Origin of the sequence: Actinomycetospora lemnae, from assembly GCF_028737315.1 — a bacterium.
GTDB lineage: Bacteria > Actinomycetota > Actinomycetes > Mycobacteriales > Pseudonocardiaceae > Actinomycetospora > Actinomycetospora lemnae.
Genome location: NZ_JAQZAO010000003.1, coordinates 537,578 through 544,652, shown reverse-complemented (window position 1 = coordinate 544,652; position 7,075 = coordinate 537,578). Strand labels below are relative to the sequence as shown.

At 74.6% G+C, this 7,075-nt stretch carries 8 protein-coding genes and 1 tRNA gene; 5 read left to right on the top strand and 4 right to left on the bottom strand.

What is annotated here, in order from left to right:
* Positions 1–400 precede the first annotated feature (400 nt).
* Entirely contained in the window at positions 401–2,506 is a 2,106-nt protein-coding gene (locus tag PGB27_RS09515; protein WP_274200119.1) for a cytochrome c oxidase assembly protein, read from the bottom strand.
* Positions 2,507–2,566: 60 nt separating this feature from the next.
* Between PGB27_RS09515 and PGB27_RS09510 the strand changes: the two genes are divergently transcribed.
* Positions 2,567–2,639 (top strand) — tRNA-Arg (locus tag PGB27_RS09510).
* Positions 2,640–2,641: 2 nt separating this feature from the next.
* Here the strand turns inward: PGB27_RS09510 and PGB27_RS09505 are convergent.
* The 3 genes from PGB27_RS09505 to PGB27_RS09495 are packed head-to-tail and all read right to left on the bottom strand — an operon-like array spanning position 2,642 to position 4,287.
* Positions 2,642–3,262 (bottom strand): class I SAM-dependent methyltransferase, encoded by a 621-nt coding sequence (locus tag PGB27_RS09505; protein WP_274200118.1) that lies wholly within the window; start codon positions 3,260–3,262, stop codon positions 2,642–2,644.
* On the bottom strand, positions 3,259–3,393 hold the full coding sequence (locus PGB27_RS09500) for a hypothetical protein (protein ID WP_274200117.1): 135 nt from the start codon (positions 3,391–3,393) through the stop codon (positions 3,259–3,261). Before PGB27_RS09500 ends, PGB27_RS09505 begins: the two co-directional genes overlap by 4 nt.
* 60 nt (positions 3,394–3,453) lie before the next feature.
* Positions 3,454–4,287 (bottom strand): alpha/beta fold hydrolase, encoded by an 834-nt coding sequence (locus PGB27_RS09495; protein WP_274200116.1) that lies wholly within the window; start codon positions 4,285–4,287, stop codon positions 3,454–3,456.
* A 24-nt stretch (positions 4,288–4,311) separates the two neighbouring features.
* Between PGB27_RS09495 and PGB27_RS09490 the strand changes: the two genes are divergently transcribed.
* The 4 genes from PGB27_RS09490 to PGB27_RS09475 are packed head-to-tail and all read left to right on the top strand — an operon-like array spanning position 4,312 to position 7,063.
* Positions 4,312–4,875, top strand: a complete 564-nt coding sequence (locus PGB27_RS09490) for a TetR/AcrR family transcriptional regulator (RefSeq protein ID WP_274200115.1) — start codon at positions 4,312–4,314, stop codon at positions 4,873–4,875.
* A gap of 49 nt (positions 4,876–4,924) precedes the next feature.
* Positions 4,925–6,118, top strand: coding sequence for a macrolide family glycosyltransferase (locus PGB27_RS09485; RefSeq protein WP_274200114.1), 1,194 nt, complete (start codon positions 4,925–4,927; stop codon positions 6,116–6,118).
* 16 nt (positions 6,119–6,134) lie between these two features.
* Positions 6,135–6,686 (top strand): putative glycolipid-binding domain-containing protein, encoded by a 552-nt coding sequence (locus PGB27_RS09480; RefSeq protein ID WP_274200113.1) that lies wholly within the window; start codon positions 6,135–6,137, stop codon positions 6,684–6,686.
* 35 nt (positions 6,687–6,721) lie between these two features.
* Positions 6,722–7,063, top strand: coding sequence for an ArsR/SmtB family transcription factor (locus PGB27_RS09475; RefSeq protein ID WP_274200112.1), 342 nt, complete (start codon positions 6,722–6,724; stop codon positions 7,061–7,063).
* Positions 7,064–7,075: the final 12 nt, after the last annotated feature.

The window sequence follows — 7,075 nt, the reverse complement described above, 5'->3', positions numbered from 1 at the left end:
AGGACCAGGCACTCAAAGAAACCCCACGACACCACACACACGCCACCAACGACGCAAGCATGATGCCGACGAGGACAAACACACCAAACATTCAGCACACTGTTGAGTTCTCAAAGGACAACCACACACGCCTCGCCGAGGCCGTTTCCGGCCCGGTTCTTCGCGGTGATGACCACTGTACCCGATCCGATCGGGGCCGTTTCCGGGGGGTCCCGGTCGGTCCGTCCGATGATCGGACGCGGTCGGTGCGTCAGCCCCGAGGGCTCGGCGCGACCGCGGTCTTCGACTGTACCCGAGGCGCTGGGCCCCGGTCGGCTCCCGGCCGGCCGCTGTTCCGCGTCCGTTCCCCGAGTGCTCCTCTACTGTACGCGAACGTCCGGGGTGCGCCGGAACATGGGGGTCAGGTCCGGCGTCGCTCCAGGTCAGGGGCCTCGTCCGCCGCGGGGGCGGGCTCGTCGGCCGTCGCCTCGGTCGTCGCCGACGCCGGGCGACCCGTCGTCGCGAGCGAGCGCAGCATCGCGTTGTAGGCCTCGAGGTCGGCGTCACCGTCCCGGTCCGCCCGGCGGTCCTCGCGGCGCGCGGTGCGCTCGTCGGCCCGCGACCACTGCACGAGCAGCGCGATCAGGACGAGCAGCATCGGCACCTCGCCGGACGCCCAGGCGAGGCCGCCCCCGGTGGTCTGGTCGGCGAGCCGGTCGATCCACGGCATCTCGAGCTGCTGGTAGAAGCCCGACCCGATCACCGTCTTCGAGCTCATGACGGCGATCCCGAAGAAGGCGTGCAGCGGGATGGCGACGAAGAGCAGCCCGAGGCGGCCGATGGGCGGCAGCGGGCGGGGGCTCGGGTCGATGCCGACGATCGGCCAGAAGAAGATCAGGCCGACGAGCAGGAAGTGCAGGTTCATCGCCACGTGCGCCCAGTGCGTCGCGAGGGCGACCTCGAAGAGCCCCGAGAAGTACAGGACGTAGAAGCTGCCGACGAACAGCGCGAGCGCCACCAGCGGCTGGGTCAGCACCCGTGCCACCGGCGAGTGCACGGCGGCGAGCACCCACTCGCGCGGTCCCGGCGGCGCCCCCGCGCCCGCCGGTGGCAGCGCCCGCAGCAGCAGCGTCACCGGTCCGCCGAGGACGAACAGGATCGGCACCAGCATGTTGAGGATCATGTGCTGGGCCATGTGCACGCTGAACACCGCCGGCGCGTACCGGCCGAGGCCCGACGAGGTCGCCACCAGCAGCACGAGGCACGCGGCGAGCCACGCCACCGTGCGCCCGACCGGCCAGGCGTCCCCGCGACGGCGCAGGCGCCGCACCCCGGCGAGGTAGAGCCCCGCGAGGACGAGCGCGAGCGTGCCGAAGATCAGGTCGAACCGGGCCTCGGTGATGAGGCCGGCGGCCGTCAGGGGCTCGTCGACCGGGTAGCCGAGCAGCGCCTCGGTGCGCGTGGGCAACGGCGCGGGCACCACCGGCGGCGGGGTGCGCCCGAGCGCCACGGCGACGCCGAACGTCGCCGCCATGAGCAGCACCTCGAGGCCCGCGAACCGCACGAGCGCGCCCTGGTCCCCGGCCGCGAGCGTGGGCATCGTGCGACGGCGGTGCCACAGTCCGAAGGCGCCGAGCGCGACGAGCGCCAGCAGCTTGACGAGGACGAGGGCGCCGTACGTGCTCGTCACGAGGTCGGCGGGCGTGATGCGCACCAGCGCGTTGACGACGCCGGAGATCGCCAGCACGACCCAGCAGACGAGCGCGACCGCAGAGAACCGGCGCGCGGCGAGTGCGGGGTGGCGACCCTTGGCGGCGAGGTGCGTGACGAGCGCGGTGAGCCCGCCGACCCACAGCGCCGCCGAGAGCACGTGCAGCACGAGGCTGTTGCTCGCCACGTCGTGGGCGCTGCCGCCCGCGGAGTGGCCGGTGAAGGCGAGCGGGAGGAGCCCCGCGAGCGCGACGCCCAGACCCACCACCGTCGCGCCCCAGCCGAGGACGACGCGGGTCACGACGAGGGCCACCAGCGCGACGAGCGCGGTGAGGGCCCAGGCCGTCGTGGTCTCGATGCCCGTGACCGAGGCCCCGAGGATGCGCACGTCGAGCATCTCGGAGACCGGCCGCCCGTAGGCGTCGGCCGCGCTGAGCGGGATCATCAGCAGCGCCGCGGCGGACCACGACGCCGCGGACCACGACGCCACGCGGACCGCCCGGTAGCCGTCGGCCGACAACCAGCCCGACGACGCCGGAGGCGTGAAGAAGGCCGCGAACAGCAGGAAGCCGACCGTGGCGGCCGCCGCCACCTGGCTGATCGCCCGCACGACGGGCAGGGCGTAGACGGTGACGGGGCCGGGGTCGGGCAGTCCGAGGCGGGCGAACGTCGCCGCGCCCGACAGGGTGCTCAGCGCCAGGGCCACCACCGCGGCGACGGCCAGGAGCGGCCCGACCTGCGCGGCGAACAGACCGCCGGGGGCGGCACGTGTCGCGGGGGTCGGCGCCTCGGCGGTCGGCGGGGTCGTGGTGGCCACGGGACCAGGGTAGGTCGCCGTCGTGGGGTGCACGTCCGGTCGGGCTACGCTCCCCCGCGAGCCCCCGTAGCTCAACGGATAGAGCATCGGCCTTCTAATCCGACGGTTGCACGTTCGAGTCGTGCCGGGGGCGCCTCAGGACCGGCGACGGGCCCGGACCACGGCGTCGACGCCGCTGCCCGCCGCCTCCCGCGGGCGGTCCTCCGCCACGAGGATCTCCCAGCGCTCCGGGTCGAGGGCCGCGAGCGCGTCGTCGACGGACACCTGCGTCTGCCCGGACGCCCGGGTGGGCGCGCCGGTGGATGGGTCGACCGGTCGGTGGCCGACGAGCAGGAGGGTCCCGCCCGCGGCGACGCCGCTCGCGAGGCGTCGCACCGCTGCCGTCACCGATCCCGCGACGTGGACGTAGAGGCAGGTCACGAGGTCGAAGCGACCGGCCGGCGGGGTCCAGGTGCCGAGGTCGGCCTCGATCGCCTCGACGCGGTCGCCGACGCCGTCGCGCTCGGCCCGGTGACGGGCCCGGGCGAGCGCGGTGGCCGAGAAGTCGACGGCGGTGACCCGCCAGCCCCGTGCCGCGAGCCACAGCGCCTCCGACCCGTGGCCCGCGCCCGCGTCGAGGGCCCGCCCCGGGGGCAGGTCGGCGACCTCGGCGAGCAGGTGCGCGTTCGGGTGCCGACGGTCCGCCGCCGGCGCGTCGGCGGCCAGCACCTGCGTCCAGCGCCGCTCCCAGGACTCCTGGCCGTGGTCGTCGCTCACCGGGTCCTCGCGACGAGGGTCTCGAGCCCGTGGGCCCGGTCACCGAGCAGGCGCCGGCAGAGCTCGGCCTCCTGCTCGTGGGTGAAGACGCGGGCGCGGTCCGCGGTGGTGCCCGCGGTGGTGTCGGTCATGCGCCCACGCTGGCGCGCCGGCGGCGGCCGGTCGAGGAACCTTGCCGGAACGGCAAGTGCTCAGGGGCCGGCCAGGAAGTCGAGGACCTCGCGGGTCAGGCGGTCGGGGTCGTCCTCCATGAGGAAGTGCCCCGCCCCGTCGACGACGACGAGCTCGGCGCCCGGGATGTCCTTCGCGAGCCGCTCGGCGTAGGAGACCGGCTGCCACCGGTCCGCGCGTCCCCACACGATCCGCACGGGCACCGCGATCTCGCCGAGCCGGTCGGTGAGCTCCTCGGTGTAGCGGGAGTCGTAGTGGCGGACCTGGTGCTCGAAGAAGGAGGTCCGGCCGATCGACGTCCGGTGCGGGGCGAGGAAGGCGGCGAGCTCCGCACCGCTCATGACGGACTCGTCGGCGACGGTCATCGTCAGCTGCCGGGTCATCATCGCCTCGAAGTCCTGCGCCGACATGCCCGCGTCGTCCTCGTGGCGGTTGCGGATGATCTCCTGCCAGGTCTCCGAGGGCCAGGAGTCGTAGCTCACGGTGTCGATCAGCATGAGGCGGCGGGCCGTGCCGGGGTGCAGGACGGCGACGCGCTGGCCGATCGCTCCGCCGATGTCGTGGGTGATCAGGGTCGGGTGGGTGACGCCGAGCTCGTCGAGCAGCGCGAGCAGCAGGTCGGTCTGGGCGGCGACGGAGGTGTCGCGGTCGAGCGGGCGCTCGGAGTCGCCGTACCCGAGGAGGTCGTAGGTGATCACGCGGTGGCCGGCGGCCTCGACCGCCGGCACGACGTGGCGCCACTCGTGGGAGTACGAGGGCGTGCCGTGCACGAAGACCACGGGCTCGCCCTCCCCGCGGTCGCGATAGGCGAGGCGGACGCCGTCGACGAGGACGTGGCGATCGAGGAGGCTCATGTTGGGTAGACTAGTCTACCTAGCATGAGCGCACGAGGATCGGCCCGCGCGAAGCTGCTGGACGCGGCGGAGGCACGCTTCTACGCCCAGGGCGTCGCGGCCACGGGCATCGACGTCATCACCGCGGACGCGGGCGTCGCGAAGATGAGCCTCTACAACAACTTCCGGTCGAAGGCCGAGCTCGTGGCCGCGTACCTCGAGCGGCGGCAGCAGGAGCTCCTCGAGATCCACCGCCGGCGGCTCGCGGCGCTCCCGGCCGACGCGGCGCCCGGCGAGCGCGCGCTCGCCGTCTTCGACGCCTACCTCGAGCACGCCGAGGGCGCCGAGGACTTCCGCGGCTGCGGGCTGCTCAACGCGGCCGGCGAGCTGCCCGCGGGCGACCCGGGGCGGGCGACGGTGGCGCGGCAGAAGGCCGAGGTCGAGGGGCTGCTGAGGGAGGCCCTGGCGCCCCGCGAGGACGCCGACGCGCTCGCCGAGCACCTGTCACTGCTGCTCGAGGGGGCGATGGTCCGCGGCGGGCTCGACGGCGACCTCGACCGTCTGCGCCGGGCCCGGGCGATGGCGGGGGCGCTGGTCGGGGCGGGATGAGGCGGAAAAGGCGTCGTCGGCCGGATCGGACGTCCCTACCGTCGCGCGCATGCCGCGCATCCTGTGCGTCGCCCTCGCGGGCCACGGCCACGTGACGCCGATGCTCCCGATCGTCTCCGAGCTCGCGCGCCGGGGCCACGACCTCGCGTTCGCGTGCGGCCCCGAGCACGCCGACGCGGTGACGCGCGCGGGCGCCGCGTGGGTGGAGCTGCCGGGGCTCCCGCCGTTCGTCCCGCCGGCCGAGGTCGGGCCGGCCGTGGTCGTCACCTGGTTGCGGCACTTCTTCGCGGCCCTCGCGCGGACCCACCCGGTGCTCCTCGCCCACGCCCGCGAGCGCCGCCCCGACGTCGTCGTGTACGACGCCACGAACTGGCCCGGGCGGCTCGTGGCGCAGGCCCTGGGCGTGCCGGCGGTGCGCACGGTGCCGAACCTCGCCGAGAACGACCACTGGCGCGGCATCGACCACGCCCTGTTCTCCGGGCTCCGCGACCACCCCGAGGCCGCCCGGCTGGGCGAGGACGTGGCGGCGTTCGCCCGCGAGCACGGCGTCGAGCTCGACGTGGCCACGACGCTCGAGGTCGTCGAGGACCTCAACCTCGTCTTCGTCCCCCGCGCCTTCCAGCCCGCCGGCGACACCTTCGACGACCGGTTCCGCTTCCTCGGCCCCGTGATCGGCGAGCGCGGCGAGGAGCCGTGGCGTCCACCGGTCGAGGACCGTCCCCTCGTCTACGTCTCGCTCGGTTCGATCTTCACCGGCCGTCCCGACGTCTACCGGGCCTGCCGGGACGCCTTCGCCGACGGGCGGTTCGCGGTGCGGATGACGGTCGGCGACGTCGACCCGGCGACGCTCGGGCCCCTGCCGCCGACGATGCAGGTGGCGGCGTGGTCCCCGCAGCTCGCGGTGCTGCGGCACGCGGCGGCCTTCGTCACCCACGCCGGCATGAACTCGACGATGGAGGCGATCCACCACGGCGTGCCGATGGTGGCCCTGCCGCAGATGCCCGAGCAGGTCGTGAACGCCGACCGCGTCGCGGAGCTCGACCTCGGCCGCCGCCTCGCCGCGGACGCGCTCACCGCCGAGGCGCTGCGCGCCGCGGTGGACGAGGTGACGACGAGCGCGGCGGTGCGCGCCGCCGTGGCGGCCGTGCGGGAGGACGCGGCGCGGGGCGGCGGGGCCGGCGCGGGCGCGGACGCCGTGGAAGGCGTCCTGGACGCGGCGGGCTTGCCCGGATCGTCCGGGTAGCGGTTGGCTCTCCGGCGTGCTCGCCCCGTTCCCCGCCTTCGCCGCGTGGCGGTTCGTCGACGGCGTCGACGGGTTCGAGGTCGTCTACCCCTCCCCCGGTCGCCTGCGCGGGCACACGTCGGCGGTGGAGGACGGCCTGCCGTACGCGGTGCGGTACGAGATCGTGCTCGACGACGACTGGCACACGCGCTCGGCGCGGGTGTGGACCGACACCCTCGACGGACCGTGCGAGGTCGCGCTGGTGTCGGACGGCGCGGGCAGCTGGACCGTCGACGGCGCGCCGGCCCCGCACCTCGACGGTCTCGTCGACATCGACATCGAGGCCTCCGCCTGCACCAACACGCTGCCGGTGCACCGGATGCCGATGCCGCTCGGCGAGGTGGTCACGGCGTCGGCGGTGTACGTCCGGGCGCTGGACCTCGCGGTGGTCCGGCTCGACCAGACGTACCGCCGGCTCGACGACCACCGCTTCGACTACACCTCCGAGGGCGACTTCACCACGCTGCTGGTCTACGACGACGCCGGGCTGGTCGTCGACTACCCCGGGGTCGCCCGCCGCTTCGCGTAGGCCCCTCTATCAGCCGTCGTTGATATCGTCGCGTCGTGCACGCCATGGACGTGCTCGGCGACCCGGTGCGCCGCCGGATCCTCGAGCTCCTCGCCGACGGGGAGCTGTCGTCCGGCGCGGTGGTCGAGCACATCCGCGCGGAGTTCGGCATCTCGCAGCCCGGCGTCTCCCAGCACCTGCGCGTGCTGCGCGAGAACGGTCTCGCCACGGTGCGCGCCGAGGGCACCCGGCGGCTCTACTCCGTCGACGCGACCGGGCTGCGCGAGGTCGACGGGTGGCTCGCGACGTTCCGGCACGTGTGGGAGCAGCGCCTCGACGCCCTGGGCACCGAGATCGCGCGGGGCAAGCGGGCCCGCCGCCGCGAGGAGGACGGGTGACGCGGTGCACGC

What these genes read in the sequence shown, in the direction of transcription:
- PGB27_RS09490 (WP_274200115.1), top strand. Translation starts at nt 4,312, where the DNA reads ATGAGCGCACGAGGATCGGCCCGCGCGAAGCTGCTGGACGCGGCGGAG.
- PGB27_RS09500 (WP_274200117.1), bottom strand. Translation starts at nt 3,393, where the DNA reads ATGACCGACACCACCGCGGGCACCACCGCGGACCGCGCCCGCGTCTTC.
- PGB27_RS09495 (WP_274200116.1), bottom strand. Translation starts at nt 4,287, where the DNA reads ATGAGCCTCCTCGATCGCCACGTCCTCGTCGACGGCGTCCGCCTCGCC.
- PGB27_RS09485 (WP_274200114.1), top strand. Translation starts at nt 4,925, where the DNA reads ATGCCGCGCATCCTGTGCGTCGCCCTCGCGGGCCACGGCCACGTGACG.